The following is a 24,796-nucleotide window of genomic DNA, read 5'->3' as shown; positions in this document are numbered from 1 at the left end:
GTCCGGCAGCGCGACGCGAGCGGCCGCGATCCCTGGCGCATGACTTGCTTCCATCGCCCGCACGACCGCGGGCGCGGGTAACAGGAAAAGGGAGCTGTAGATGGCGAAAAGGATCTGCTGGGCATTGCTGTTCTGCACCGCCTGCGTGGTCGCGCAGGCCGATCCGCTGCGCATCGTCAGCGAAGCCTGGGCGCCCTACGTCTACGAAGAGAACGGCGTGGTGCGCGGCCTGGACTACGAGCTCACCGCAACGGTGCTCGAACGCCTCGGCATCACCCACGAGCTGCAACTGCTGCCGTGGAAGCGCAGCCTGGCGGAGTTCGACGAGGGCCGCGCCGACGCGATCCTCGACATCTTCCGCAACCCGGACCGCGAGCAAAGCATGGTGTTCATCGACGAGCCGCTGTCCAGCAGCGAGTTCGTGCTCTTCTACGCCCGCCAGCGACCGTTCCCGTACAGCGACCTGAACAGCCTGAAGGGCCTTCGCATCGGTGTGTCGCCGGGCTACTGGTATTCCAACGAAGCCTTTCGCCAATCCAAGGACTTCGTCCGCGAGAACGCCCCCAGCCATGCCGCCAATTTCGGCAAGTTGATGCTTGGACGCGTCGACATGGTGCTGATCGAGCGACGCGTCGGGCTGTACCTGGCGCAGCAGATGGGCATCCTCGATCAGTTGGACTACCACCGTCAGTTGATCAGCCACGACGACCTCTACCTGGCGCTGCGCAGAACCCCGGAGTTCGAGCGCCTGGCCGCACGCTTCACCGTCGAGCTGCGCAGGCTCAAGGCCGAACGCGCCGCCACGCCCGCGCGCTGATCGACAGCCTGCGTACAGCAAAAGGCCGCGAAGAACGCGGCCTTTTTCGTTTCTGCGGTGTCCGCCTCAGGGCTCCAGGCCGATGCCACGCAGAACCACCGCAGTGATGGTCTGCACCGCCTGCTCAAACTGCTGGTCGCTGAGCGGCTTATGGTCGTTCAGCGCCGTGACCTGGTAGTCGAAGTCAGCGTAGTGCTGGGTCGAGGCCCAGATCAGGTAGAGCAGCGCAAAGGGCTCAACCGGGCGGATGCGCTTCTCCTCGACCCACTGGCGAATCTTGTTCTCCTTGAACTTGGCGCCGGCGAACAGGTGCTCGTCGAGAATGTCGCGAAACAGCGGCGCGCCATGCATGATCTCGTTGGCCCACAGCTTGGAGCCGTGCGGACGGGTCCGCGAGTGGGTCATCTTCTCGCGCACATAGCTGGTCAGCACCACGCGCGGGTCGTCGAAATGCACGAAGCAGGCCCCCTCCAGCTCCCACACGCTGAGCAGGTTGACCAGCACCTCGCGGTACAGCTCGTCCTTGGTGGTGAAGTAGTAGTGCAGGTTCGAGCGCGGCAGCTCGGCGCGCTTGGCGATGTCGGCCATCGAGGTGCCGGCGTGACCCTGTTCGGCGAACACCTGCTCGGCGGCCAGGAGAATCTTCTCGACGTTCTTTCGGCGGATTTTGATCTTGTGATTGGTCATTCCATTCCAGGCCTGGCTCCCGTGGAGCAAAGACTACTCGAAACAGCGGTTGAGTTCGTAAGGCTCTGACGAGAGATATTCCCCCTCACGCCACACCCCTTGAGAATGATCGTCGTCAGATTGCCGCAGATTTCCTCCATCTCGCACTCAATGCCGCCGGGCTGGCCGAGAATCGAGCCGATCTGAGTGGCGAAGTCGGCGTAATGCTGGGTGCTCGACCACAGCAGGAAGATCAGGTGGATGGGGGCCACCGGGTCCATCTTGCCTGCTGCCGACCAGGCATGGAACACCTGCGCGCGACCGCGGAACCAGTCGCGGAAATCCTGATTGAAATGCGCCTCGAGGCACGCTCCACCGCTGATCACCTCCATGGCGAAGACTTTCGAGGCCAGCGGATTGCGCCAGGAGAATTCGAGCTTATTGCGGATGTAGCGCGACAGCGCTTCGGCCGGCTCGTCGTCGATGCACAGGGTATCGAAGCTCTGCGTCCAGAGTTGCAGGATGCGCCCAAGTACGGCCATGTAAAGCGTCTGCTTGTTGCCGAAGTAGTAGTGCAGGTTGGCCTTCGGCAGCCCGGCGCGCAGGGCGATCATGCCCATGCTGGCGCCCTTGAAACCGTATTCGGCGAAGGTCGCCTCGGCGGCAGCGAGGATCAGCGCCTCGTTGTCCTGGCGCACCCGCCCGCCACTGCGCTGCGCCAGACCGCTCATCGTGGCTGGGCCAGCCGCACCTGCCAGGTGTGGGCGCTGGCGAGCAGCTGCGCCTCGTCCTGGCGCAGCAGGCGGCGATCGTCGAGCAGTTGCTCGCCGGCGACCCAGACATGCCGCACGCAATCCCGGCCGCTGGCGTAGATCAGCTGCGAGACCGGATCGTAGAGCGGCTGCTGGGCCAGCCCCGAGAGATCGAAGGCGACCAGGTCGGCAGCCTTGCCCACCTCCAGCGAGCCGGCCACATCGCCCATGCCCAGTGCCCGCGCGCCGTTCAGCGTGGCCATGCGCAGCGCATTGTGCGCATTCAGCGCAGTGGCCGAACCGGCCACGGCCTTGGCCAGCAGCGCCGCGGTGCGGGTCTCGCCGAGCAGGTCGAGGTCGTTGTTGCTGGCCGCGCCGTCGGTGCCGACAGCGACGTTGACGCCTGCCTGCCAGAGTTTCTCGACGGGGCAGAAACCGCTGGCCAGCTTGAGGTTGGATTCCGGGCAATGCAGCACATGCGCGCCGCTGGCTTGCAGCAGGGCGATGTCGCTGTCGTCGATCTGGGTCATGTGCACCGCCTGGAAATGCGGCCCGAGCAGGCCCAGCCGCGCCACCCGCGCCAGCGGCCGCTCGCCGCCGGCCTGCACGGCGGTGGCGACTTCGTCGGCGGTTTCATGAACGTGCATCTGGATGCCGGCGTCGAACTCGGCGGCCAGCTCGCGCACCCGGATCATGCTGGCATCGCCCACCGTGTAGGGCGCGTGCGGGCCGAAGGCCATGCGCATCCGCGGGTGCCCGCGCAGGCGCTCGAACAACGGCAGGCCGGCGTTGAGCGCGGCGTCGATGTCCGCCGCACCAGGCACCGGGAAGTCCAGCACAGGGAGGGTGATCTGTGCCCGTACGCCGGTCGCTTCGACCAGCTCGGCGACCACTTCAGGGTAGAAGTACATGTCTGAGAAACAGGTGACGCCGCCCTTGAGCTGCTCGGCAATCGCCAGCGCGGTGCCGTCGCGGACGAACTCGGCATCCACCCACTGCTTCTCCGCCGGCCAGATGTGCCCCTCCAGCCAGGTCATCAGCGGCAGGTCGTCGGCCAGCCCGCGGAACAGGCTCATCGCCGCATGCCCGTGGGTGTTCACCAGGCCCGGCGCGAGCAACATGCCGGGCAGCTCGCGCACCTCGTCGGCGGCGTCGATGCTCAGCTCTTCGCGCGGGGCGATGCGGGCGATACGCCCGTCGCGCACCACCAGCCCGTGGCCGGTGAGCACCACGCCCGCCGGCTCGACCGGGACCAGCCAGGTCGGAAACAGAATCAGGTCGCTCACAGCATTCTCCTAGGGCCTGGCCCGGTAGATTTCCGCGTACAGCGGCCAGTGGTCGGACACGCCGTCGTCGTGTTTGCCGTCATCGAAGCGCGACGGCGAGCCCCACTTGTTCACCTGGTAACGGCTCTGGTGGGCGAGGCGGATGCTCGCCGGATCGACCTTCCAGCCGTTGAAGCCGGCGGCGGTCATCTGCGGCGGGAACAGGAGGATGTCGAAGAACGACCACTGGCGCAGCGCGTGGTAGTAGTAGCTGCCCTTGCATTCGGCGCAGCCGATCAAGTGCGAGACGCTCCAGGTACTGGCCAGGTTGCCGGCGATGTAGCGGTGCTGCCGTTCTTCGCCGGCGTTGATGTTGAAGTCGCCGCCGACGATCGGCAGCACGTCGGCCGGCAGCTGGCTCTTCAGCACCGCGAGGTAATCCACCGCCTGCCGGCGCAGGTAGCCGGGGCCGCCGCCAGACGGCAGGTGCACAGCGAACACCGAAGCCTTCTGGCCGCCCGGTAGCAGCAGGCGCACTTCGAGAATGCCGCGGGTCTTGCCGGTCTTGTCTGACCGGTCCTCGCCCTCGGCGTGGTACGGCACCTGGTGTAGGATCGGTGCGTCCCACTGTGGCAGGCGGCTGAGCACCGCGGTGTCGATGCCGCGCTCATCCCAGCCTTCGAGCAGCACGCGGGTCTGGTAGGCGGACTTGCCGAGGCGCGCGTTGAGCATCTCGACCACCTTGAGGTTTTCCACCTCGTCGAGCATCAGGATGTCCGGGCCGCGACCGTCATCGATCTGGCCGATCACGTCGGCCAGGCGGGTGAGCTTCTCGTCCAGCTTGGCCTCGGTCCAGTCGGTCTTCTCGCACTGCTCGCGCCAGGCCGGCACCGTGATCTTCGCGCAGGTCGCCAGGTATTCCGGGTGCGCCTGCTTGACCGCCAGCGGCAGGTAGGCGAAGTCGTCCTTGCCCTGGTCATGCACGGTGTCGAAGAGGTTCTCGACGTTGTAGGTCATCAGCGACACGCGCAGTTCGCTGGCGTCGTGGCTGGAGGTGGACATGCAACCGGCCAGCCCGAGGGCGGTCAGCAACAACAGGGGACGCAGGCGCGAGTAATTCATGGCGACTCACTTTCGTCAGGCAAAGGGGTGGCGCGCCGGCCCGGGAAAAATGCCGGCCGGCGGGTTATCGGTAGTGATGCGTCAGGGTGCCGGGCGGCCGGCTACCAGGGCGTCGTTGAGCAATTGCGCCAGGCGCACCGAGGCCAGTTCGACCTGCTGCTCGGCGACCGGAACGAACTTCTTCATGTAGCTGGCATTGATGGTGTTGCCATCGCGCTTATCGCCGCTGTCGCTCATCAGCTTGTCGCCGCGGCTGTAGTCTTTGCCGGTGCGGTTGTACTCCATGTTCTTCGCCGCGCTGTCGAAGTCGCCGTCATCGTCGTCGTACTGCTTGGTCGGCAGCTTCCGCGTGCTGACCGCCTTCGGGTAGATGTCGCCGTCGCGGACGATCCGACAGGCCTGCTGCGACCATGCCGCCGGGCTGTTCGAGTCGACTGCCGGCAGGTTCTTCTGCAGCTTGTCGGCGTAGGCCTTGACGTCCAGCTGCGCGGCGCTGAGAAGAAAATCGTCCCAGGTCTTGCGCAGGTTGTAGGTGCGACCGCCCGCCTTCACCGGGAAGTCGTAGCCGCCCTTGTCGTCCTTGAAGCTGTTGTTCAGCGGCGAGCTGGCGTCGGCGACGTGGTGAATGAGGAACAGCAGCGCCATCAGGCGGGCCTGGTTGGGCGCCTTGGGATCGGCCAGGGTGGCGCGGTTGCGCTCGATGGCGGCCACGGTACACACCCCATCCGGGCAGTCGCGCGGTGGCTGGTACTGGCAGTCGTCGACCTTGTAGATCACCAGCCGTTCGTTCTTGGTCTTCTCCCAGAGCGCCTTGGTCTGCGGGTTCTGGTCCAGACTGCCGGCCCAGTTGGCGACCACCGAGAAATCGCTCTGCTTAATCAGCCCGAGCAGCCGCGCCGCTTCGGCCTTGGCATCGGCATCCAGCTGGCGCTGCGCCAGCTCGCCGACCAGGGCAGTGCCCTGCTGGCCCCAGGCCAATACCTGGCCAGCCCACAGGCCGGCCACCAGCAGCAGGCCGTTACGCAAGGTTTTGCTCGCATTCATTTGCACGTTTCTCCTTCTGGAGGCGGCACGTCGTCGGCCGCCGTGGCGTTGATCAGGCCTGGCACAGCGCATCGAGGGTCAGGCGCAGCATGTCGTGGAAGTCTTCCTGGCGCTGCTCGGCGCTGAGCTTCTCGCCGGTGAGGATGTGGTCGCTGACGGTCAGCACGGTCAGCGCCTGCTTGCCCAGCTCGGCGGCGACGCCGTAGAGCCCGGCCGCCTCCATCTCCACGGCAAGGATGCCCATTTTGGTCATGCGCTCGAACATCACCGGGTCCGGCTCGTAGAACAGATCGGCGGAGAACACGTTGCCCACATGGATGGCCTGGCCGCGCGCGTCGGCGGTCCGCACCACGCGTTCGAGCAGCCGGTAATCGGCGATGGCGGCGAAGTCGAAACCGCCCAAGCGCTTGCGGTTGACCACCGAGTCGGTGCTGGCCCCCATGCCGATCACCAGATCGTGCACCTTGACGTGCGGCTGGGTGGCGCCGCAGCTGCCGACGCGGATGATGCGCTGCACGCCGAACTGGCTGAACAGCTCGTGGGCGTAGATCGACAGCGACGGGATGCCCATCCCGGAGCCCATCACCGAGATGCGCTGGCCCTGGTAAAAGCCGGTGTAGCCGAGCATGTTGCGCACGCCGTTGACCTGTACGACCTCCGACAAATAGGTGTCGGCGAGCATCTTGGCGCGCAGCGGATCGCCGGGCATCAGCACGGTTTCGGCGAAATCGCCCATTTGGGCGGCGATGTGAGGGGTCGGCATGTCAGACGCCTTCGATCAATGAGGAGGAAAGAAAAGACCGTCCATGGGAGCACGACGGCAGTCCGAAGAAGTCGGCCAGGCTCTGGCCGATGTCGGCAAAGGTTTCGCGCTCGCCGAGGCTGCCGGCGGCGACGCCGTTGCCCCAGGCGAGCACGGGGATGTGCTCGCGGGTGTGGTCGCTGCCCGGTGTGCTCGGATCGCAGCCGTGGTCGGCGGCGAGCATCAGCAGGTCGCCTGGCTGCATCTGCGCCAGCAGCTCGGGCAGGCGGCAGTCGAAGGCCTCCAGCGCGGCGGCGTAGCCGGCGATGTCGCGGCGGTGGCCGTAGAGCATGTCGAAGTCGACGAAATTGCTGAACACCAGGGTGCGGTCCGGCGCCTCGCGCAGGGCCTGCAGCGTGGCGTCGAACAGCGCGTGGTTGCCGTCGGCCTTGTACAGTTTGCTGATGCCCCGGTGGGCGAAGATGTCCCCGATCTTACCCACCGCGTACACCTGGCCGCCGGCCGCGCAGAGGCGGTCGAGCAGGGTTGGCGCCGGCGGCGGAACGGCGTAGTCGCGGCGGTTGCCGGTGCGCACGTAGTTGCTCGGGCCGTTACCGCGGAACGGCCGGGCGATGACTCGGCCGATGTTGTAGGGGTCGCACAGCTCGCGCGCCAGTTCGCAGAGCGCGAGCAGGCGCTCCAGGCCGAAGTGTTCCTCGTGCGCGGCGATCTGCAGCACGCTGTCGGCCGAGGTATAGAGAATGGGTTTTCCCGTCGCTACATGCTCGTCGCCGAGCTGTTCGAGAATGGTGGTGCCCGAGGCATGGCAATTGCCCAGGATGCCGGGCAGGTCGCCACGGGCGATCAGTGCGTCGAGCAGCTCGACGGGAAAACTGTTCTCGCGCGCCTCGAAATAGCCCCAGTCGAACAGCACCGGCACGCCGGCCATTTCCCAGTGGCCGGACGGTGTGTCCTTGCCACTGGAAAGCTCGCGGGCATAGCCGTAGGCACCGTCGACCTCGATGTCGGCACCGAAGCCCGGCGGGAATTCCCCGCCGCTCAGCGCCGCGGCATGACCGAGACCGAGTCGCGCCAGGTTCGGCAGTTTCAACACGCCGTGGCGTATCGCGTTGTCCGCCTCGCCACGGGCACAGGCCTCGGCGATGTGCAGCAGGGTGTTCGCCCCGGCATCGCCGAAGCGCTCGGCATCGGCGCTGGCACCGATGCCGAAGGAGTCGAGGACCAGCAAGAGGGTGCGCTTCATCACGCCTCCAGGCACAGGCGTGAGATCAGCGCCGGCACTTCGCGCGGCTCAATGGCGACCTGGTAGGCGGCCAGCACTGCAGAGGCGGCCTGCTCGGCCTGAGCCAGATCGCGGGCATGCACCATCGCCAGCGGGCGATTCGGACCGACGCGCTCGCCGGGAAAGGCCAGCTCGCTGAGGCCAACCGCCGGGTCGATGCTGTCCTGCGGACGCCGCCGACCGCCACCGAGGGCGACCACCGCGATGCCCACCGCGCGCGTATCGATGGATTGCACCAGTCCTTCGAGCGGGGCGTAGACCGGCATGACTACGGGTGCAGCCGGCAGGTAGTTATCCGGGCGCTCGACCAGGTCCGCCGGGCCGCCAAGGGCCTTGACCATCTGCGCGAAGCATTCCAGCGCGGCGCCGCTCTGCCAGGCCGCGAGCAGTTGCTCGCGGGCCAGCTCGGCGCTGCTCGCCAGGCCGGCGCAGAGCAGCGTCTGCTCGGCCAGGGCAAGAGTCACGTCCCACAGGCGCTGGCTGCGCACTTCGCCGCGCAGCAGGGCGATAGCCTCTTCCACTTCCAGGGCGTTGCCCGCCGAACGGGCCAGCGGCTGGCTCATGTCGGTGATCAGCGCGCGGGTGCGCACGCCGGCGCCGTTAGCCACCGCGACGATGCTCTCGGCCAGCGCCAGGGCATCGTCGGCCTGGGCCATGAAGGCGCCGTTGCCAACCTTCACGTCGATCAGCAGCACGTCGAGGCCGGCCGCCAGCTTCTTGCTGAGGATCGAAGCGACAATCAGGTCGATGGATTCCACCGTGGCGGTGACGTCGCGGATCGCATAGAGGCGCTTGTCCGCCGGGGCCAGGTCGTTGGTCTGGCCGATGATCGCGCAGCCGACCTGCGCCACCACCTCGTGCAGGCGCGCCATGCTCGGCTGGCTGTCGTAGCCGGGGATGCTGTCCAGCTTGTCCAGGGTGCCGCCGGTGTGGCCGAGGCCGCGCCCGGAGATCATCGGCACGTAGCAGCCGCACGCGGCCAGCAACGGTGCCAGCGGCAGGCTGACGAGGTCGCCGATGCCGCCGGTGGAATGCTTGTCGACCACCGGACCGGGCAGATTCCAGCTCAGCACGCGGCCGGAATCGCGCATGGCGGAGGCCAGGGCGATGCGTTCCTCGACGTTCATGCCCTTGAGCAGCACGGCCATGGCGAACGCCGCGGCCTGTCCTTCGCTGATGCTGAAATCGGTGATGCCGGCGACGAAGCGCTGGATATCGGCCTCGCTGAGCACCTTTCCGTCGCGCTTTCGACGGATCACTTCCTGCGGTAACCAGCCCATCAGTACGCTCCCCCCATCGCCGGTGGCGAGGCCTGGCCGAGCCGGCGCAACAAATCGTTCAGCAGGCTGGAGGCGCCGAAGCGCAGGTGCCGCGGAGTGATCCACTCGTGCCCGTTGAGGCGCTCGGCGAGCCACAGGTAGACCAGCGCCTCAGGCAGCGTCTTCATCCCGCCCGCCGGTTTGAAGCCCACCGCGCCGCCCGAATCGGCGATGCAGGCGAGCATGATTTCCGCCGCCTCGGCGGTGGCGTTGGTCCTGACCTTGCCCGTGCTGGTCTTGATGAAGTCGGCGCCCGCGGCGATGGCGTCCTGGCTGGCCCTGCGGATCAGCAGCGGATCGGCCAGCTCGCCGGTCTCAAGGATCACCTTGAGCAGCGCGCGCCCTTCGCAGAGTGCCTTGCAGGCCTGCACCAGGGCGATGCCGCTGGCGGCGTCGCCGGCCAGCAGCGCGCGGTACGGGTAGACCACGTCGATCTCGTCGGCGCCGTCTTCCAGCGCCTGCCGGGTCTCGGCGAGCACCTCGTCGGGCGCCGCGCTGCCGGCCGGGAAGTTGGTCACCGTGGCCACCGCCACGGCCTGGCCGCCCAGTGCGTCGAGGGTATGCCGCGCCAGCGCGACGAAACGCGGGAACACGCACACTGCGGCAACCGGGCCGGCCGGTGTCATCGCCTTGTGGCACAGCTCGACGATGCGCGCAGCGTCGTCATCGTCGTTCAGCGAAGTCAGGTCGAGCAGCGCAATCACCTTGCGCGCGAGGGTTTCATCGTTGTCGGTCATTTCTTATTCACACTAATGCAGTAAGTTCTGTTCATATCGAGACGAATACGCCAGCGATCGCCGCACTCATCAGGTTAGACAAGGTGCCCGCGACCACCGCTTTGAGGCCGAGCCGGGCGAGGTCCTGGCGACGATTGGGGGCCATTACGCCGAGGCCGCCGAGCAGGATGCCGATCGACGACAGGTTGGCGAATCCACACAGGGCAAAGGTGATGATCACCTGCGTGTGCGCGGAAAGTACCGACAACCCCTTGGCCGCCGCCTGGGACGGATCGATATGGGCGGCGAAATCGACATAGGCGACGAACTCGTTGAGCACCAGTTTCTCCCCGATGAAACCGCCGGCGGTCACCGCCTCGCTCCACGGCACGCCGAGCACCAGGGCCAGCGGCGCAAGCAGATAGCCGAGCAGCAACTGCAAGCTCAGGTGCGGTAAGCCGAACCAGGCACCCGCCCAGCCGAGGATGCCGTTGAGCAACGCGATCAGGGCGATAAAGGCGAGCAGCATGGCGCCGACGTTGAGCGCCAGCTGCAGGCCACCGGACGCCCCCAGCGCCGCGGCGTCGATAACGTTGACCGGCTTGTCGTCGAGGTCCACGGGGATATCGTCGGGGTCGTCGTTTGGCCTTTCGGTCTCCGGCTCCATCAGCTTGGCCATCAGCAGTCCGCCTGGAGCGGCCATGAAGCTCGCGGCGATCAGGTACTTGAGTTCGATACCGAGGCTGGCATAGCCGATCAGCACGGAGCCGGCCACCGAGGCGAGCCCGCCGACCATCACCGCGAAGAGTTCGGAGCGGGTCATCCGCGGGAGGAATGGACGGATCACCATCGGCGCCTCGGTCTGCCCGACGAAGATGTTGGCTGTCGCGGACATCGACTCGGTGCGGCTGGTCCCGAGCAGCCGCTGCAGCGCGCCGCCGAGGACGCGAATGACCAGATTCATCACACCGAGGTGATAGAGCACGGCAATGAAACTGCTGAAGAACACGATCAGCGGCAGCACCTTGATGGCGAAGACGAAACCGCCGTTGCCGAACACCTCGAACATCCGGCTGCTGCTCAGGCCACCGAAGAGGAAGTCGATCCCCTGGTTAGCATAGCCCTGCAGCGATGACACCGAATTGGAAACGCCGCTCAGCGCATCCTGTCCCCAGGGTACGTAAAGCGCGAACGCCCCAAGGCCGGCCTGGATCAGGAAAGCCCCGCCCACGGTGCGCAGACGAATCGCCCGACGGTTGCTGGACAGCGCCACCGCCAGCAGCAACAACACCACAATACCGATGAGACCCATCGATCACTCCCCATACGCACGACTCAAGTAGGCCCCCGGCGCTTGTGGCCGGTTGGGCGTGTGCCTTCAGAACTCGCTGAAGGCGCCGGGTAACAGTTGCTCCACCGTCCAGTCGCGCGTCGCCGTCTCGTCGTGCCCGACACAGAACACCGGGCAGCCCTTGTCGAGCAGTTCGACCATCACCTGGCGGCAGGCGCCGCAGGGCGAGATCAGCGCCACCTTCGGTGCATACACCAACATCGCCCGGAAGCTCTTCGGCTTCTCGCCCTGGCAGATGGCGCTGAACAGCGCGGTGCGTTCCGCGCAGTTGGTCAGCCCGTAGGACACGTTCTCCACGTTGCAGCCTTGGATGACCGCACCATCTGCGGTCATCAGTGCCGCGCCCACCGGGAATTCCGAGTGCGGGCACCAGGCCTTCTCGGAGGCCGCGATGGCCTCGGGCAGCAGGCGTTCGTACAACGCCTGCGATTCGCTGCTGCGTTTCATCGATCGCTCCCGGCTAGGCTCTCGCCGACCCTCTGAATGCGTTGTCCGGCCTCGACCGGCCCCGCCGGCTCCCCGGCCTGGTCGCGACCCTGCAGGTAGACGATCAGCGCTTCGAGGTCATTGAGCCCGGTGTCCAGCCGCTGGCCTGTCTTCAATACGGTGAAGTTGTCGCCACCGTCGGCGAGGAAGGAGTTCACGGTGATCCGGTATTGCTGCTCCGGCTGCACCGGTTGACCGTCGATCGTCAGGCTGTCGGCGATGACGTGCTGGCCCTTCGGCCGCGCCGCGTCCCAGCGATAGCTCAGCGACGCCGAAGGCTGCAGCGGATAGAAGCCCATGCTGCCGCTCTGCCACTGCTGCTCCAGCAGCTCGCGCAGCTGCGCGCCGGTCAGGGTGATGATGTTCAGCGTGTTGTTGAACGGCTGCACGCTCGCCACCTGGCCGTAGTTGACCTTGTCCTGGCCCTCCTCCAGCACCAGGTCCGTGCGCATGCCGCCGAGGTTCATCAGCGCCACCTGCGCACCGAGGGCACGGGTGGCCGCCAGTTGCGCATCGGCGATCAGATCGCCCATGGCGGACTCGCCGGCATCGTTGGTCTCGCGCTGCACCTGGCGCGCGCCCAAACGTGCCAACGGCTGGCCGAGCTGCGCCTGGCTGCGGGTTTCCACTTCCTTCTGCAGCGCGGCGATTTCCGGCGTGGCGCTGTAGCGCTGCGGATCGACCACCAGGTTCTCCGCCTTCACGTCGAGCAACTGGTGCTTGCGCGTGTCGATGATCAGGGTGAGATGGGTCATCAGGCGGCCGAAGGAGGCGCCCTGGGTGACCAGCTTGTCGCCGACGCGGCACAAGTAGCCCTGGTGCGTATGCGCGCTGACCACCACCTTGATCAGCGGATCGAGGCGCTTGACCACGTCGACCACGTCGCCGCCGAGCTGCTTGCAATCCGGCTGGTCGAAGCGTTCCGGGGTCTCGCCGCCCTGGTGGATGACCCCCACGATGGCATCGACCTTCTGTTCCTTCAGCTCCGGCAGCAGCGCGTTGATCGCGTCCGCTTCGTCGATGGTGTACAGACCGTCCATGCTCTTGGCACTGACGTAGGCGGAGACATCCTTCAGCGTCGCGCCGACGAAGGCGATCTTCGCGCCGTGCGCCTGCTCGATGCGGTAGGCCTGGAACACCGGCTTGCCGGTCTGCTTGTCCATCAGGTTGGCGGAGATGTACGGAAAGCTGGTGCCCTTGTAGGCCTTGTCGAACTGGCAGGCCTTGTCCGGCCGGGTCGACTCGCAACCGCCCGCGATCTGCCGCAGCAGCTCCGTCTTGCCCTGGTCCAGCTCGTGGTTGCCCACGGCGGTGAACTTCAGGCCGATCAGGTCGAGCGCATCCAGCGTCGGCTCGTCGGCCCACATCGACGAAATCGGCGGGCTGCCACCGATCATGTCGCCCGCACCGATCAGCAGCAGCTCCGGATCCTGCTGCCGCAGTTGCGCGACCAGACCGCTCAGCGCGCCGATCCCGCCGGCCTTCAGCTTGACCACGCCGCCCTCGGCGGCGGCATCCTGGTAGCTGAACGGATTGCTCAGCAGGTTGCCGTGGAAGTCGTTGATGGCCGCGACGTTGACTTCAACCGGCGCAGTCGCCTTCTCGCAGCCGGCCAGCAGCAGCGCTGCGAGCAACAGGGACAGCGGGCGAATTGCGGTACTCGCGTGCGACATGAGAACTCCCTGGATCACTCAGGCGTGCTGCAGGCTGGACGCCTGCGCGGCGACCGGCTTGGCGGCGAAAGCGGTCCCCATGCCGGCACGCAGCAGGAGCATTTTCAGGTGATCGTTGATCAGCTCGAGGCGATCCTGCAGGTGGCTGTTGCAGACCAGGCCGACCAGCGCGATGGAGATCCCCAGGGCGGTGGCGTACAGCGCGGTGCCGATGCCACGGGAAACTTCGCCCGGATCGGACACGCCGGCCTCGGCGAGTGCCTTGAAGGTGTCGATGATGCCGAGGATGGTGCCGAGCAGGCCGAGCAGCGGCGCACCGGCGACCACCGCCTCGAGAATCCACAGACCGTGCGAGAGCTTTCCGCGCATGGAGATGTAGATGGCCTGGCCGAGGTCTTCCAGTTCGTTGTGCGAGTGCAGGCCGACCCGCCCCTGGAACAGCTGGCGCAGCAACTGCAGGGGCAGGCTGTCGCGCTTGCGCAGGTCTTCGGGCAGTTCGTCGAAGCTGCGCACCTTGCTGTGCAGGGCGGCTTCCAGCTTGCGCGCCTTGCTCAGGTTGTAGGAGAAGAAAATACCGCGTTCCACGACCACGAAGGCGGCCAGCGCAGCCGCGCCGTACATGATGTAGAAGGTAATGTCGTGGAGCAGATCCATATTCATTGCAGGGTCACCTCTGTCAATCAGGCGGCGGACCGGCCGGCTGGCCGGTCCTTTCTCGGGATCAGAAGGAAGCTTCGAGCGAGACCGCGACGGTCTGCTCCTCGCCGATGGTGTAATACGGGGTTTGCGCGCCGGCGAAGGCGCTGCCTTCACCGTTGTAGCGAACCGAGTTGAAGGTCACGGTGCGTACGCCGCTCAGGTATTCGCGGTTGAACAGGTTGTTAACCGACAGACGTACCGTCGCGCTCTTCACGTATTCCTTGCTAACCGGAAGGCGATAACCGACGTTCAGGTCAACCACGGTGTAATGCGGAATGCTTTGGTCGTTGGTCAGGTCGCCGTACTGGTTATCGACGTACTTGCCGATCACGTTGCCGTAGAAACGCCCGTCGTCGTAACCGAGACTGAGGTTGAACATGTTCTTCGGAACGCCTGCCACCTGCTTGCCCTTGGTCGGCACGTAAACGCCGTAGTACAGCGTGTCGTTCTGCTGCTCCGCCTCGGTGTAGGTGTAGGAGGCGTAGTAGTTGAAGTCATGCGGCAACAGGCCGCTGAACTCGAACTCGACGCCACGGTTCTCTACCTCGCCAACGTTGAGCATCTCGTAGTCGCCCGTGACTTCGTCGCGGCTGGATACCTGGCGATTCTTGAACTTGAGGTAGAACAGCGTGGCGCTGAGGGACATGTCGTCGGTCGCATAGCGCCAGCCCAGCTCGTTGTTCCAGCTCAGCTCCGGTTTGAGGCTGATCGAATCCTCGGTGTTGTAGAGCACGTAGTTCTGCGGCGTACGCATGTTGCGGGTCAGGTTGTAGAACGCCTGGTTTTCTTCGTTGATCTGGTACTTGGCACTGAAGCTCGGCAGGAACTCGTGGTAGGTGGCGGTGCGCTTCTCGGGGACGTCGTAAAGGCTCGCCTTCATGTTGCCCTTGCGCTCCGAATGCTCGTAGGCGACACCACCGGTGAGCGTCAGATCGGGCGTGGCGTACCAGGTGTCCTGCACGAACAGTTTGTGCGCCGGGGTGATGGTGAAGTAGTTGCGCCCCTGAATGGTCTTTCCGTTGGCATCCACAGCGCCGTGCTTGCCCCAGATGTCGGTGGGGCTGCCATCGGACTCCAGCGCGATGAACGGCTGGGTCTGGCGCTGACGCGCGCGCTCGTACCAGTAGCCGACGTCCAGCGTGTGCTCGTCGTTCAGGGTCCAGGTGACCTTGGTGTTGATGCCTGGGCGCCAGGTCTCGGTGATCGAGGGGCGGTAGTAGCGGCCGCTGACCGGATCACCGTCGGCGTTGTATTGCCCCGAGGTCTGCAAGTTGCTCAGGTCGTAGTTGCCCGAGCTGTTGGTGGTGCTGTACAGCGTGGCCGGTGAGCCATAGGCGCTGTAGCTGCCTCCGTTCGCCCAGTAGTAGTAGGGCGCGACGGTAAGCAACACGTCGTCACGCAACTGGAAGCGGCCGGTCAGCGAGGTGGTCACGTTCTCGAACGGGTTGCGCGAAGTCTTGTAGCTGGCGGTAGTCAGCTTGCCGGTGGTCGGGTTGTAGGTCGGCACCTCGGGGAAGTCGTAGTCGTGGTCGGACTCGTACTGCGCCAGGCTGGGAGACACGTAGTTGTAGTTCTCCTGCTTGTGGTACTTGACGATGCCGTTGATGCTGTTGCCTTCGCCGAACTTGAACAGGCTGTTCAGCTCGAATTTCTGCGCATCCAGGTCGCCCTTGCCCTTCCACTTGTCGCTGTTGGTCTTCGAGGCCGAGATGTAGTTGGAAAGCCCCATGTACTCGCCGGTGTTCACCCGGACGAAGGTCTTGTCGAGATTGTTGCTGCCCACGGTCTGCTTGACGAAGACACCGAAGTCTTCGGTCGGACGCATGGAAACCAGACCGATGTTGCCGCCGGACGAACCGATGTGCGGGGCATCCATTTCCGAAGATCCCTGGGTGGCGAACACCTCTTCCAGGTTCTCCGGATCGCCCAGCAGGTTCGGGTACATGTTGTAGTTGCCCGAATCGTTCACCGGGATGCCGTCCATGGTCACGCCGATCTGATCGGACTGCATACCTCGCATGGTGAAGTTGAAGCCAGACAGGCCGGTACTGTCGTCGCTGGAAACGTTGATGCCGGGCGTGTACTTGAGCTTGTCGATGCCGTTGCTGGTAGGCGACATCTTTTCCAACGCTTCCTTGGTCACGGTGGAACGCCCCTTCGGCGCCTCCTCCTGGACCATCTGACCATTGCCAAGGCTCTTCCCGGTCACTTCGACATCACCGACGTCGACCGAATCCTCGGCCAACGCAGCGGCCGTCCATCCCCCGAGACCGGCTGCCAGAAACACCGCATAAATTGGGTTGAGTTTCACGTATTAACTCCTGGTTTTATTTCGGCAGGTGCTTGTTTTACTTATGATTTCTAGTTTTCTACGTTGTAGACGAAGGTGGCGGTGAAGCGATATCTGTCCTTGCCCCCGAAGGCCTCCGAAGGAAACGGATTGACCTTCTCCAAACGCCGCAGACTCGTCTGTGCCGCCTTGTTGAGCAGCATGTTCTTGGCCTTGGTCTCGATGCCCGAGTCCAGAACGTTGCCGCTTCGATCAACCATCAGCCAGATCACTACGTTGCCCTCCGGGCGCTGAAGCGAGGCTTCGCGACCGCGCGGGTACTGCTTGTAGCGCTCCAACTCCGCGCGCAGAGCAGCGGTGTAACGGCTTTCCAGCGCCGCCGCGTCGGCCTTCGGCGCGGCAGGTGGTGCGGGTACCGCTGCCGGCGCAGGTGTCGGTGCAGGCACGGCGGGAGGGGCCTTCGCCACTACTGGCTGTGCGGGTGGCGGTGTCGGTGTCGGCTTGCTCACCACTTGCGGCTTGGGCTTCGGCGGCTGCGGTTTGGGCTCCGGAGGCTTGGGCTTGGGTTTCGGCGGCGGCTCGGGCAGCTCGACCACAGGCTCCGGGTCGGGCTCCGGCGGCGGCTCGGGTATCGGTTCGGGCTCCGGCGGCGGCTCGGGAATCGGCTCGGGCGGCAGTAGTTCGGCCGGATCGATCAGCGCGACCTCGACGGTGCTGTCGTCATACTTGGGCGTGATCTTCAGGTCCGACTTCAGCGCGCTCTGCACGGCCAGCGCCAACAGGCAAATGGCGGGCAGGCTGGCGAGTGCTTTCCGGGATTTGAAAAAGATCGACATGACTTACAGCTTTCGCGTGGCGATCGAGACGGAAGAGAAGCCATTGCTCTTGAGCAGATCCATGACCGCCACCAGCCGACCGACTTCCACGTCCTGATCGCTGTTGAGGATGATCACCAGCTTCTCGCTGGTGTTCTCCAGCGTCTTCAGCTGGGCAACCAGGGCGTCTTCGGCGAGGTCCTGGCCATCGAGTTGCAGGCGGTCGTCGAGGCCGAGGGTGATCACCGCCTTGTTCTGCGGCTTCAACTGCTGCGCATGGGCCGCGCCGGGCAACTGGGTCTTGATGCCCAGGGCCGGAATCACGTTCAGGCTGATCAGTACGAAGAACACCAGCAGGAACATCATCACGTCGATCATCGGGATGATCTCGATATGCAGGCGCTTCTTCTTCGGCTCTTCCCAACTACGCATCGCTGATTACTCCACCGTTTCCTGTGTGCGCCACTCGATCGGCAGGCACGTCGTTTCGTTGCGATTAGCCAGAGCACAGAGCATGCCAAAGCTGACATCGGCGTCAGGAATACGATAGAAGCAGCGCGTTACAGTTTGATTAAAGGGCGCTGAGGGGAAAATTCGTCGGTGGTGCGGACTGAGAATCAGGCAAACGCCGCGAAGCCAAGGCTGTAAAAAGCCCGAAAATGATCATTCGATGATCAAGTCTGCACCAATAGCGACCGCTCCGTACAAGCCGAGAGCGAAATGACGGCGCTCGCAATGTATCTGACACTACTGTCAGGTATATAAGAGCACCGAAAGCCTCTCGTATCCGCCCGGATACCGTTATCGGCATGCAGCTTGCTCACGACCGAGGCTCATTTCACTGATCGCGAGGTCCTTGTGCGAACCCCAACCCTTTTGCTGATGACTGTTCTTTCACTGCTGCTGGTCGGCTGCGCGCCGCACAAGACACAGCCCGAGGTGCGCTGGATCGACGTTGCCGATGTCGCCGCCAGTGTTCTGGGCAAGGCGCCGATGGCGGTGGGCTTCGATATCGACGACACCGTGCTGTTCTCCAGCCCGTGCTTTCATTACGGCCAGCAGAAGTACTCGCCGGGCTCCGACGATTACCTGAAGAACACCAATTTCTGGACCGAAACCAATGCTGGCTGCGACCGCTACTCGCTGCCCAAGGACGTGGCGAGGAAGCTAATCGACATGCACCAGAAGCGCGGCGACACTCTCTACTTCATCACCGGTCGCCCGCATACCGAAGGCGAGCAACTGACCGCGATCCTGCAGCAGACCTTCGCCATCCGCGACATGCAGCCGGTGGTGTTCACCTCAGGCCCGGAGAAGACCCGCTTCATCCACGACCGCGGCCTGGGCATCTATTACGGCGACTCGGATGCCGACATCACCTCGGCCCGCGCCGCCGGTGCACGGCCGATCCGCGTGATGCGCGCGAGCAACTCCACCTACCAGCCGCTACCAGTGAACGGCGCGCTGGGCGAGGAAGTGCTGATCGACTCCACCCACTGACGCGCCGCTTCGCTGCAGGCGGGTACCACTGGGTGGTGCCCGCCTGGCGCCCGAGGCTGGCGGATGAACCTCGGACCTGACACACTGTCCCAGCACTGCGGCGTTGACAGCCTCTGTTATACTCCGCGCTCCCGCCAGGCTTACGCCCGGATGCTCGGCAACTCGCCAGCAGGACCGGACGGGATCACGCCCCACAACGCGTGCATTCAAGCCAGGCAGATCGCCCTACGGCCCAGCCCTAACTGACAGGATTCCCCATGTCCTTTGCTTCCCTCGGTCTCTCCGAGGCTTTAGCCCGCGCTGTCGAAGCCGCTGGCTACACCCAGCCCACTCCGGTGCAACAGCGGGCCATCCCCGCCGTGTTGCAAGGTCGCGACCTGATGGTCGCCGCCCAGACGGGTACCGGTAAGACGGGCGGATTCGCCCTTCCGGTCCTCGAGTTGCTGTTTCCAGGTGGTCACCCCGACAAGGCCCACCGCCACGGTCCGCGCCAGCCCCGCGTACTGGTCCTGACACCGACGCGCGAACTCGCCGCTCAGGTGCATGACAGCTTCAAGCTCTACGCCCGTGACCTGCCCTTCGTCAGCGCCTGCATCTTCGGCGGCGTCGGCATGAATCCGCAGGTACAGGCGCTGGCCAAGGGCGTCGACGTGCTCGTCGCCTGCCCGGGTCGTTTGCTCGACCTGGCGAACCAGAAGGCCATCGACCTTTCCCACGTGGAAATCCTGGTCCTCGACGAAGCCGACCGCATGCTCGACATGGGCTTCATCCACGACGTCAAGAAAGTCCTCGCCAAGCTCCCCGCGCAGCGGCAGAACCTGCTGTTCTCGGCGACCTTCTCCAAGGACATCACCGATCTCGCCGGCAAGCTGCTGCACAACCCGGAGCGCATCGAGGTCACCCCGCCGAATACCACGGTGGAGCGCATCGAACAGCGCCTGTTCCGCGTCCAGGCCAGCCACAAGCGCGCGCTGCTGGCGCACCTGATCACCCAGGGGGCCTGGGAACAGGTGCTGGTGTTCACCCGCACCAAGCACGGCGCCAACCGTCTCGCCGAGTACCTCGACAAGCACGGCCTGCCGGCCCAGGCGATCCACGGTAACAAGAGCCAGAACGCGCGCACCAAGGCCCTGGCCGACTTCAAGGCCAGCGCCATCCGCATCCTGGTCGCCACCGACATCGCCGCCCGCGGCCTGGACATCGACCAGTTGCCCCATGTGGTCAACTTCGAACTGCCCAACGTCGAGGAAGACTACGTTCACCGCATCGGCCGTACCGGCCGTGCCGGGCGCAGCGGCGAGGCGATCTCGCTGGTCGCGCCGGACGAGGAGAAGCTGCTCAAGGGCATCGAACGCCTGACCAAGCAGCGCATTCCCGACGGCGACACCCTGGGCTTCGACCCGAGCACCATCGAGGCGGAGAAACCCGAAGTGCGCGAGCCGCGCCAGCCGCGCAATGCGCGTCCGCAACGCGGCGAGCGCAAGGCGGAGTCCGGCGAGAAGAAGGAACAGCCCAAGGGCCGCAACCGTCGCGGCGGCGACAAGCCAAAAGCGCAAGCCCAGGGCGACGCGGCGGCACGCCCGACCCGCGCACCGCAGATCCCGGCCAACCGCGATCCGGAAGAGTTCCTCGACGACGACGTGGACAACTTCGGCAACCGCGCCGACTACGTCAGCCCGTACCAGGGCAAGGCGCAGAACCGCGGACGACGCCCCGCCAACGGGCAGCCCGGCCAGGGCGCACCGGCCGGCGGTCGTCCGGCCGGTGGTGGCGGTCAGGGCAAGCCGCGCGCGGCTGGCCAAGGCCAGGGTGGCCGTGGCAAGGGGCCGAAGCGTGACGACCAACGCGCCCGCCCGCAAGGCGGCCGCGACCGTGACGAATCGCGCCAGGAGCCTGCCGTTCGCGGCGCACGCGACAAGCAGCCGCTGATCGTGCACAAGGAATCGAAGGCCGACCGCCTGCCGACTCCCGAGCAGCTCGATCAACTGCCGCAGCGTCCGCGCGGCGAGAAGCCGGCGCTGCTGACCCGCAACCGCTGAAGCACTCCGTTACGCCGTCGCGCGGCAAAACGAAGAACGCCGGCCCTGGGCCGGCGTTTTCGTTGGTGCGTGATCGCTTACTTGCGCACACCTTCGAAGGTGAAATACAGCTCGACCGCGTTGGACTGCGGGCCGAGGTCCATCATCTTGCCGAAGTCCATGCGGTTGATGGTGGTGGAACCCTCGAAACCGGCACGGTAGCCGCCCCAGGGGTCCTTGCCTTCGCCGAGGAAGGTCGACTTGATCACGATCGACTTGGTCACGCCGAGCAGGGTCAGGTCGCCGGTCACGTCGGCAGTCAGCTTGCCATCGGCGTTCTTGCCGGTGGGCTTGACGCTGGTGGAGACGAAGGTGGCTTCGGGGAATTTGGCCACGTTGAGGAAGTCGCCACTGGAGACGTGCTTGTCACGCTCGGCATGGTTGGAGAATACGCTGGCGGTCTTCAGGGTGACGTTGATCTTGGCGTCTTCCGGCTTGGCGGCATCGAAGCTGAAAGTGCCGTCGAAGTCGCGGAAGGTGCCGGTGATGTAGCTGTAGCCAAGGTGGCTGACCTTGAAGTCGACGAAGGCATGCTGGCCTTCCTTGTCGATGGTGTAGTCGGCGGCCATGACGTTGCCGGCCAGCAATGCGCCAACGAGGGCCAGGGAAAGCAGGGATTTCTTCAGCATGACGAGTTCCTTCCAGTGAATATCAAGGTTTGGCTTTGCGGCCGAGCATGCGCACCAGGGTGGCATCACGGTCGATGAAGTGGTGTTTCAGCGCCGCCAGGCCATGAAGCCCGGCGAAGATCACCAGGGTCCAGGCGAGGTAGAGGTGGATATCGCCGGCAACGTCCGCCTGATTCGGCAACCCGCTGACCAGTGCCGGTACGTCGAACAGGCCAAACACCGGAATCCCCACGCCGTCGGCGGTGGAAATCAGGTAGCCGGCGATCATCACGACGAACAGAGCGACATAGAGGAACAGGTGGCCGGCCTTCGCGGCCAGGCGCGTCCGCGGCCCCTGGTTGGGCGTGGGAGGCGGCGGCGGGCTGACGAGACGCCAGACCACACGCAGCAGCATCACCGCCAGAAGCACCAGGCCGATGCTCTTGTGCAGGTCCGGGCCGGCTTTGCGCCACGCATCGTAATAGCCGAGGCCGACCATCCAGATGCCCAGCCCGAACATGCCGAACACGGTCAGCGCCACGCCCCAGTGCAGGATCACGCTGACCAGTCCATAGCGAGCGGGAGAGTTGCGCAGTTGCATCGTTGTCTGACCTTGCCTGTCGGAGAATGAGCAGAGATTACCTTCAAGATAATGGTTTAAAAGCGCAATAATCTGCTCCGAGATATCGAAGTATTAGATATCAAGATTTTTCAGGGGGCGTTCGCCCGGCTCATCGACGGACCGATCTGCTAGGCTTCGCGCTCTTTTTCGGAGGCCACCATGAGTCAGAACCACGACTGGATGCAGCGCGACCTCGCCGTACTCTGGCATCCCTGCACGCAGATGAAGGATCACGAGCGCCTGCCGGTGATCCCGATCCGTCGCGGCGAAGGCGTCTGGCTCGAGGATTTCGATGGCAAGCGCTACCTGGACGCGGTCAGCTCCTGGTGGGTCAACGTGTTCGGCCACGCCAACCCGCGGATCAACCAGCGCATCAAGGACCAGGTCGACCAGCTCGAGCACGTGATCCTCGCCGGTTTCAGCCACCAGCCGGTGATCGAGCTGTCCGAGCGCCTGGTCAAACTGACGCCCGCCGGGCTGGAGCGGGTGTTCTACGCCGACAACGGCTCCTCGTGCATCGAAGTCGCGCTGAAGATGAGCTACCACTACTGGCTCAACGTCGGCCGTCCGGAAAAGAAGCGCTTCGTCACCCTGTCCAACAGCTACCACGGCGAAACCGTGGCGGCGATGTCGGTGGGCGACGTCGCGCTGTTCACCGAGACCTACCGGTCGCTGCTGCTGGACACCCTCAAGGTGCCCAGCCCGGACTGCTACTTCCGTCCCGAGGGCATGTGCTGGGAGGAACACTCGAGGGCGATGTTCGCGCACATGGAGCGCACCCTCGCCGAGCACCACCACGAGGTCGCCGCGGTGATCGTCGAGCCGCTGATCCAGGGCGCCGGCGGCATGCGCATGTACCACCCGGTGTACCTCAAGCTGCTGCGCGAGGCCTGCGACCGCTATGGCGTGCACCTGATCCACGACGAGATCGCCGTCGGTTTCGGCCGCACCGGAACGATGTTCGCCTGCGAGCAGGCCGGCATCCGCCCGGACTTCCTCTGCCTGTCCAAGGCCCTCACCGGCGGCTACCTGCCGCTCGCCGCCTGCCTGACCACCGACGAGATCTACCAGGCCTTTTACGCCGAGTACGACACCCTGCGCGCCTTCCTCCACTCGCACAGCTACACCGGCAACCCGCTGGCCTGCGCGGCGGCGCTGGCGACCCTGGACATCTTCGAGGAAGACAAGGTGATCGAGGCCAACCGCGCCCTCGCCCTGCGCATGGCCGAAGCCACCGCGCACCTCGCCGACCACCCGCACGTCGCCGAAGTGCGCCAGACCGGCATGGCCCTGGCCATCGAGATGGTCCGGGACAAGCCGAGCAAGACCGCCTATCCGTGGCAGGAACGCCGCGGCCTGGCGGTTTACCAGCACGGCCTGTCGCGCGGGGCGCTGCTGCGTCCGCTGGGCAGCGTGGTGTACTTCCTGCCGCCCTACGTGATCACCCCGGAGCAGATCGACTTCCTCGCCGAGGTCGCCAGCGAAGGCATCGACCTGGCCACGCGCAGCCACGTCAGCGTGTCGGTGAACCGCGACCTGCATCCGAACCATCGCGATCCGGGCTGAAGCCGGCCACAGGACAGGCGGAACCCGCCTTCGCTCCGCAGGGCGGATGACGCTCTTTTCATCCGCCGTCACACCGCCCGGTGGATCGTTGAAGCGCGATCCACCCTACGAAACGCTCGACGAAGCTCTGCCCGGTGGGTTACGCGGCCTTCGGCATCGAGTAGGCCGGCGTATCGAGCGAGGCCGCTAACCCACCCTACGAAATGGCGCCCGAACCCACGGGGCAGTGCAAACGGCCAACGCGGCGCACAGCGCCCCGCAGGGTGCGCCGCGCGCACCAACGCATCACGCCGCCATCGGCAAAGCCGGTAGAATTGCGCCTCACCTCTCGCCGGCCCGGAACCCTATGCGCCTCTCCCGCTTCTTCATCGACGCCCCGCTCGCCCTCGGCCAGCACGAACTGCCCGAGGCCCAGGCCCATTACCTCGGTCGCGTGCTGCGGCTGAACGCCGGCGCCGCCGTGCAGCTGTTCGACGGCAGCGGCTTCGAGTACCTCGGCGAACTGGCGGAGGTCGGCAAGAAGAGCGTGCGCGTCGAACTGAACGAGCGCGTCGAGGGGCAGGCCGAATCGCCGCTGCGCGTGCACCTCGGCCAGGGCCTGTCGCGTGGCGAGCGGATGGACTGGGCGATCCAGAAAGCCACCGAGCTGGGTGTCGCCGAGATCACCCCGATCTTCAGCGAGCGTTGCGAAGTGCGCCTGAAGGAGGAGCGCGCCGACAAGCGCCTGGCCCACTGGCGCCAGGTGGCGATCAGCGCCTGCGAGCAATGCGGCCGCTCGCGGCTGCCGACGATCCATTCGCCGTTGCCGTTGGCGCAGTGGCTCGAGCAGACGCCGGCCGATCTCAAGCTGGTCCTGCATCCTTTCGCCGAGCCGCTGAGCAGCCACGCCAAGCCGACCAGCCTGGCCTTCCTCATCGGCCCCGAGGGCGGCCTCAACGACGACGAGGTCACCAGCGCCAGCCGTGCCGGCTTCCACCCCGCGCGGCTCGGCCCGCGTGTGCTGCGCACCGAAACCGCGCCAGTGGTGGCGCTGGCCGTGGCCCAGCAGTTGTGGGGCGATTTCTAGCTGAGATATCCGCGGCTGATAAAGGAAGCTCATCACGCGGGTTGCACCCGCCCTACGAAGCCAATATGGCCACTCCGGTCCGGTATGGTGGGCTTCAGCCCACCGGGTTCGTCGATGCCGGGCTGGTGGGCTCAAGCCCACCCTACGCACGCCCCTGCAGGAGCTCGCTCGCGATCAACGCGCCCCAAAAGCATCGCCAGCAAGCTGGCGCTTACAGTCCCGTAGGGTGGCTTCAGCCCACCAGCGTCCGACTCACCCACGGCCATGAAAAAGCCCCGCATGGCGGGGCTTTTTCA

22 protein-coding genes and 1 pseudogene are annotated in these 24,796 nt (G+C 65.4%); 5 read left to right on the top strand and 18 right to left on the bottom strand.

The window, feature by feature from the left end:
• Window positions 1-100: 100 nt before the first annotated feature.
• Window positions 101-817, top strand: a complete 717-nt coding sequence (locus QMX85_RS02475) for a transporter substrate-binding domain-containing protein (RefSeq protein ID WP_282338610.1) — start codon at window positions 101-103, stop codon at window positions 815-817.
• A gap of 66 nt (window positions 818-883) precedes the next feature.
• Here QMX85_RS02475 and QMX85_RS02470 read toward each other — a convergent pair whose 3' ends face one another.
• From QMX85_RS02470 to QMX85_RS02395, 16 genes and pseudogenes are all read right to left on the bottom strand, one after another.
• Entirely contained in the window at window positions 884-1,504 is a 621-nt protein-coding gene (locus tag QMX85_RS02470; protein ID WP_090223997.1) for a TetR/AcrR family transcriptional regulator, read from the bottom strand.
• A gap of 86 nt (window positions 1,505-1,590) precedes the next feature.
• Window positions 1,591-2,214: pseudogene (locus QMX85_RS02465) on the bottom strand (TetR/AcrR family transcriptional regulator); the annotation flags it as partial.
• Window positions 2,211-3,521, bottom strand: coding sequence for a TRZ/ATZ family hydrolase (locus tag QMX85_RS02460; protein ID WP_282338609.1), 1,311 nt, complete (start codon window positions 3,519-3,521; stop codon window positions 2,211-2,213). The pseudogene QMX85_RS02465 and the gene QMX85_RS02460, both read right to left, overlap by 4 nt.
• Window positions 3,522-3,530: 9 nt before the next feature.
• Complete coding sequence (locus QMX85_RS02455; RefSeq protein ID WP_282338608.1) at window positions 3,531-4,622, bottom strand: endonuclease/exonuclease/phosphatase family protein; 1,092 nt, start codon at window positions 4,620-4,622, stop codon at window positions 3,531-3,533.
• An 81-nt stretch (window positions 4,623-4,703) separates the two neighbouring features.
• Window positions 4,704-5,666 carry a S1/P1 nuclease gene (locus tag QMX85_RS02450; protein WP_282338607.1) on the bottom strand — a complete coding sequence of 321 codons (963 nt, stop codon included), beginning with the start codon at window positions 5,664-5,666 and terminating at the stop codon, window positions 4,704-4,706.
• A 52-nt stretch (window positions 5,667-5,718) separates the two neighbouring features.
• On the bottom strand, window positions 5,719-6,429 hold the full coding sequence (gene deoD, locus QMX85_RS02445; RefSeq protein WP_273233234.1) for a purine-nucleoside phosphorylase: 711 nt from the start codon (window positions 6,427-6,429) through the stop codon (window positions 5,719-5,721).
• 1 nt (window position 6,430) lies between these two features.
• Window positions 6,431-7,672 (bottom strand): phosphopentomutase, encoded by a 1,242-nt coding sequence (locus QMX85_RS02440; RefSeq protein ID WP_282338605.1) that lies wholly within the window; start codon window positions 7,670-7,672, stop codon window positions 6,431-6,433.
• Window positions 7,672-8,991 carry a thymidine phosphorylase gene (gene deoA, locus QMX85_RS02435; protein ID WP_282338604.1) on the bottom strand — a complete coding sequence of 440 codons (1,320 nt, stop codon included), beginning with the start codon at window positions 8,989-8,991 and terminating at the stop codon, window positions 7,672-7,674. Before deoA ends, QMX85_RS02440 begins: the two co-directional genes overlap by 1 nt.
• Complete coding sequence (gene deoC, locus QMX85_RS02430) at window positions 8,991-9,767, bottom strand: deoxyribose-phosphate aldolase (protein ID WP_282338603.1); 777 nt, start codon at window positions 9,765-9,767, stop codon at window positions 8,991-8,993. Before deoC ends, deoA begins: the two co-directional genes overlap by 1 nt.
• Window positions 9,768-9,798: 31 nt before the next feature.
• A complete protein-coding gene (locus tag QMX85_RS02425; RefSeq protein ID WP_282338602.1) occupies window positions 9,799-11,058 on the bottom strand; it encodes a NupC/NupG family nucleoside CNT transporter in 1,260 nt (419 codons plus the stop codon).
• Window positions 11,059-11,124: 66 nt separating this feature from the next.
• The gene (locus tag QMX85_RS02420; protein ID WP_282338601.1) at window positions 11,125-11,544 is read right to left on the bottom strand and encodes a cytidine deaminase; all 420 of its coding nucleotides are present in this window, start codon (window positions 11,542-11,544) and stop codon (window positions 11,125-11,127) included.
• Complete coding sequence (locus QMX85_RS02415; protein ID WP_282338600.1) at window positions 11,541-13,256, bottom strand: bifunctional metallophosphatase/5'-nucleotidase; 1,716 nt, start codon at window positions 13,254-13,256, stop codon at window positions 11,541-11,543. Before QMX85_RS02415 ends, QMX85_RS02420 begins: the two co-directional genes overlap by 4 nt.
• Before the next feature lie 18 nt (window positions 13,257-13,274).
• On the bottom strand, window positions 13,275-13,916 hold the full coding sequence (locus QMX85_RS02410; RefSeq protein ID WP_282338599.1) for a MotA/TolQ/ExbB proton channel family protein: 642 nt from the start codon (window positions 13,914-13,916) through the stop codon (window positions 13,275-13,277).
• Window positions 13,917-13,977: 61 nt separating this feature from the next.
• Complete coding sequence (locus QMX85_RS02405) at window positions 13,978-16,266, bottom strand: TonB-dependent receptor (RefSeq protein ID WP_282338598.1); 2,289 nt, start codon at window positions 16,264-16,266, stop codon at window positions 13,978-13,980.
• Window positions 16,267-16,316: 50 nt separating this feature from the next.
• Window positions 16,317-17,081, bottom strand: coding sequence for an energy transducer TonB (locus tag QMX85_RS02400; protein WP_282338597.1), 765 nt, complete (start codon window positions 17,079-17,081; stop codon window positions 16,317-16,319).
• 3 nt (window positions 17,082-17,084) lie between these two features.
• Window positions 17,085-17,492: a biopolymer transporter ExbD gene (locus QMX85_RS02395; RefSeq protein WP_090224023.1), complete on the bottom strand. Its 408-nt coding sequence runs from the start codon at window positions 17,490-17,492 to the stop codon at window positions 17,085-17,087.
• Between the two features lie 450 nt (window positions 17,493-17,942).
• Here QMX85_RS02395 and aphA point away from each other — a divergent pair, with 450 nt between their 5' ends.
• On the top strand, window positions 17,943-18,560 hold the full coding sequence (gene aphA / locus QMX85_RS02390) for an acid phosphatase AphA (RefSeq protein WP_282338593.1): 618 nt from the start codon (window positions 17,943-17,945) through the stop codon (window positions 18,558-18,560).
• A gap of 257 nt (window positions 18,561-18,817) precedes the next feature.
• Complete coding sequence (locus QMX85_RS02385) at window positions 18,818-20,599, top strand: DEAD/DEAH box helicase (protein WP_282338592.1); 1,782 nt, start codon at window positions 18,818-18,820, stop codon at window positions 20,597-20,599.
• Window positions 20,600-20,676: 77 nt separating this feature from the next.
• On the opposite strand, the gene QMX85_RS02380 is transcribed toward QMX85_RS02385, so the two are convergent.
• Window positions 20,677-21,267 carry a YceI family protein gene (locus QMX85_RS02380; protein WP_282338591.1) on the bottom strand — a complete coding sequence of 197 codons (591 nt, stop codon included), beginning with the start codon at window positions 21,265-21,267 and terminating at the stop codon, window positions 20,677-20,679.
• Window positions 21,268-21,289: 22 nt separating this feature from the next.
• On the bottom strand, window positions 21,290-21,847 hold the full coding sequence (locus tag QMX85_RS02375; protein ID WP_282338590.1) for a cytochrome b: 558 nt from the start codon (window positions 21,845-21,847) through the stop codon (window positions 21,290-21,292).
• Window positions 21,848-22,027: 180 nt separating this feature from the next.
• Here QMX85_RS02375 and QMX85_RS02370 point away from each other — a divergent pair, with 180 nt between their 5' ends.
• Window positions 22,028-23,434 (top strand): adenosylmethionine--8-amino-7-oxononanoate transaminase, encoded by a 1,407-nt coding sequence (locus QMX85_RS02370; protein ID WP_282338589.1) that lies wholly within the window; start codon window positions 22,028-22,030, stop codon window positions 23,432-23,434.
• 346 nt (window positions 23,435-23,780) lie between these two features.
• A complete protein-coding gene (locus QMX85_RS02365; protein ID WP_282338588.1) occupies window positions 23,781-24,500 on the top strand; it encodes a 16S rRNA (uracil(1498)-N(3))-methyltransferase in 720 nt (239 codons plus the stop codon).
• Window positions 24,501-24,796: the final 296 nt, after the last annotated feature.

Origin of the sequence: Pseudomonas sp. PS02288 (assembly GCF_029959715.1) — a bacterium.
In the GTDB taxonomy this organism is placed as follows: Bacteria; Pseudomonadota; Gammaproteobacteria; order Pseudomonadales; family Pseudomonadaceae; genus Pseudomonas_O; species Pseudomonas_O kuykendallii.
This window is presented reverse-complemented; position numbering and strand designations above follow the sequence as displayed.

What these genes read in the sequence shown, in the direction of transcription:
- QMX85_RS02475 (WP_282338610.1), top strand. Translation starts at nt 101, where the DNA reads ATGGCGAAAAGGATCTGCTGGGCATTGCTGTTCTGCACCGCCTGCGTG.
- QMX85_RS02470 (WP_090223997.1), bottom strand. Translation starts at nt 1,504, where the DNA reads ATGACCAATCACAAGATCAAAATCCGCCGAAAGAACGTCGAGAAGATT.
- QMX85_RS02455 (WP_282338608.1), bottom strand. Translation starts at nt 4,622, where the DNA reads ATGAATTACTCGCGCCTGCGTCCCCTGTTGTTGCTGACCGCCCTCGGG.
- QMX85_RS02450 (WP_282338607.1), bottom strand. Translation starts at nt 5,666, where the DNA reads ATGAATGCGAGCAAAACCTTGCGTAACGGCCTGCTGCTGGTGGCCGGC.
- deoD (WP_273233234.1), bottom strand. Translation starts at nt 6,429, where the DNA reads ATGCCGACCCCTCACATCGCCGCCCAAATGGGCGATTTCGCCGAAACC.
- QMX85_RS02440 (WP_282338605.1), bottom strand. Translation starts at nt 7,672, where the DNA reads ATGAAGCGCACCCTCTTGCTGGTCCTCGACTCCTTCGGCATCGGTGCC.
- deoA (WP_282338604.1), bottom strand. Translation starts at nt 8,991, where the DNA reads ATGGGCTGGTTACCGCAGGAAGTGATCCGTCGAAAGCGCGACGGAAAG.
- deoC (WP_282338603.1), bottom strand. Translation starts at nt 9,767, where the DNA reads ATGACCGACAACGATGAAACCCTCGCGCGCAAGGTGATTGCGCTGCTC.
- QMX85_RS02425 (WP_282338602.1), bottom strand. Translation starts at nt 11,058, where the DNA reads ATGGGTCTCATCGGTATTGTGGTGTTGTTGCTGCTGGCGGTGGCGCTG.
- QMX85_RS02420 (WP_282338601.1), bottom strand. Translation starts at nt 11,544, where the DNA reads ATGAAACGCAGCAGCGAATCGCAGGCGTTGTACGAACGCCTGCTGCCC.
- QMX85_RS02415 (WP_282338600.1), bottom strand. Translation starts at nt 13,256, where the DNA reads ATGTCGCACGCGAGTACCGCAATTCGCCCGCTGTCCCTGTTGCTCGCA.
- QMX85_RS02410 (WP_282338599.1), bottom strand. Translation starts at nt 13,916, where the DNA reads ATGAATATGGATCTGCTCCACGACATTACCTTCTACATCATGTACGGC.
- QMX85_RS02400 (WP_282338597.1), bottom strand. Translation starts at nt 17,081, where the DNA reads ATGTCGATCTTTTTCAAATCCCGGAAAGCACTCGCCAGCCTGCCCGCC.
- QMX85_RS02395 (WP_090224023.1), bottom strand. Translation starts at nt 17,492, where the DNA reads ATGCGTAGTTGGGAAGAGCCGAAGAAGAAGCGCCTGCATATCGAGATC.
- aphA (WP_282338593.1), top strand. Translation starts at nt 17,943, where the DNA reads ATGACTGTTCTTTCACTGCTGCTGGTCGGCTGCGCGCCGCACAAGACA.
- QMX85_RS02385 (WP_282338592.1), top strand. Translation starts at nt 18,818, where the DNA reads ATGTCCTTTGCTTCCCTCGGTCTCTCCGAGGCTTTAGCCCGCGCTGTC.
- QMX85_RS02380 (WP_282338591.1), bottom strand. Translation starts at nt 21,267, where the DNA reads ATGCTGAAGAAATCCCTGCTTTCCCTGGCCCTCGTTGGCGCATTGCTG.
- QMX85_RS02375 (WP_282338590.1), bottom strand. Translation starts at nt 21,847, where the DNA reads ATGCAACTGCGCAACTCTCCCGCTCGCTATGGACTGGTCAGCGTGATC.
- QMX85_RS02370 (WP_282338589.1), top strand. Translation starts at nt 22,028, where the DNA reads ATGAGTCAGAACCACGACTGGATGCAGCGCGACCTCGCCGTACTCTGG.
- QMX85_RS02365 (WP_282338588.1), top strand. Translation starts at nt 23,781, where the DNA reads ATGCGCCTCTCCCGCTTCTTCATCGACGCCCCGCTCGCCCTCGGCCAG.